This window comes from Nostoc sp. UHCC 0251, from assembly GCF_034932245.1.
Lineage (GTDB): Bacteria > Cyanobacteriota > Cyanobacteriia > Cyanobacteriales > Nostocaceae > Nostoc.
Genome location: NZ_JAYGHD010000259.1, coordinates 1 through 1,772, shown reverse-complemented (window position 1 = coordinate 1,772; position 1,772 = coordinate 1). Strand labels below are relative to the sequence as shown.

Here is a 1,772-nt window from a genome sequence, read left to right as displayed (position 1 = left end):
TTTAGTCATCTTCAGATGACTTTTGCTATTAGCAAGGAACTTCAGTTCCTTGCGGGATATCAATTTTACCTTTGTAGGACGGTCATCATAGACAGGATTGAGCGTTTTATTGTGTAGTATATAAAAGAGCGCTTAAAAGTCCTCGGTCAATTGACTACTATGGTTGCAGACCACAGCATAGATTTTCAAACGTATCTAGAATCTCTGAGCGAGGATGACAAATATAGCTATTGGCAAGATTTATACACGCCAACTGATGCCATAGATCGTCAAAGACTTGAACCCAGAAAATCGAGCAGAGGCTTAAATTTGAATTTGATGGTGCAAACAGTACCACAGCAACGAGAAGGTGAAGCACCAGACAGAGAAAAAATTGAACGGTTGAATATCCTCGAAGGGTTACGGAAGTATGCACCCGACCATGTATTGCTAGTAGGAAAACCGGGTTCAGGCAAATCTACAGCTTTAGAACGTTTGTTATGGGAAGAAGCGGAAAAGTGCAGGGGAGCATGGGAGCAGAGGAGCAGAGGAGAAGCGGAAAAGCTGACAAGGATTCCCGTGCTAGTGAAGTTAAGGGACTACACAACTTCGGTGCTGGATTTAATTAGGGGATTTTTGGATGACTATAAGTTATGCCTCAACAGGATAGAGATTGAAAATCTACTGCGTACAGGGCGATTTTTGTTACTTATAGACGGTTTGAATGAATTACCCAACGATGAAGCTAGACGAGATTTAAACCGATTTCGGCAGAAATACCACCGAGTCACGCCGATGATTTTTACTACGCGGTATTTGGGGGGGGGTGATTTAGGTATTGAAAAAAAACTGGAAATGCAACCCCTCACAGAACCGCAGATGCAGCATTTTGTCCGCGCCTATTCAGAGGTGGGTGATGAAATGCTGCGGCAGTTGGCTGGACGCTTGCGAGAATTGGCGGAAACGCCGCTGTTATTGTGGATGCTGTGTGAAGTATTTAATGATACTAAACAAATCCCTACTAGTTTAGGTGAGTTGTTTCGTTGGTTCTCTGGAGAGTATCACAAACTCAAGGGAGATGTACCAATTGCTGAAGGGTTACGTAACTGGCAGGCTGATTTATTGCAGCATCTAGCATTTGAAATGATGCAAGGCGATAATTCGACTGAGTTGCGATTAACTATTTCTAAACAGCAAGCGAGGAATGCTTTAGCGACATTTTTACAAAACAAAGTACGTTTTAGTGAGAATTGTGCAAGAGACTGGCTAGAAGATTTGCTCAAGTATCACTTAATTCAATTGCGAACAGATGACCAGATTGAATTTCGTCATCAGCTGATTCAGGAATACTACGCCGCAGAATCTCTAATCTCACAGCTTGATAATGTTAGTGATCAGAAGCTAAAACGGGATTATTTAAATTATTTAAAGTGGACAGAACCCGTGGCGTTGATGTTGGGGTTGGTGGATGATGAAGAGCAAGCGGTGCGAGTGGTGAAGTTAGCCTTAGATGTGGATTTGAAATTAGCGGCAAGGTTGGCAGGAGAAGTAAAGCGAGAGTATCAGAAAGAAACAGTCGATTTAATTTTAGAGTTAAACATTCATAAATTCCTTAAAGTTGAGTTTTTGGGTATCAGTCACTCTGAATATGCCGTTACTTTTATAAGTAACTTGTTGCAGGATGAATATTCCTCTGTTCGTTCGAGTGCCGCAGAGGCTTTAGAAAAAATCGGCAACAAAGAAGCTGTATCTGCCTTAATTAAAGCTTTGCAAGATGAAGATTACTCTGTTCG

General features: G+C 41.7%; 1 protein-coding gene. It reads left to right on the top strand.

The window, feature by feature from the left end:
* Nucleotides 1-159: 159 nt before the first annotated feature.
* Nucleotides 160-1,772, top strand: a 1,613-nt coding sequence (locus VB740_RS18065; protein WP_323201333.1) for a HEAT repeat domain-containing protein, incomplete at its 3' end; no start/stop codon positions are given.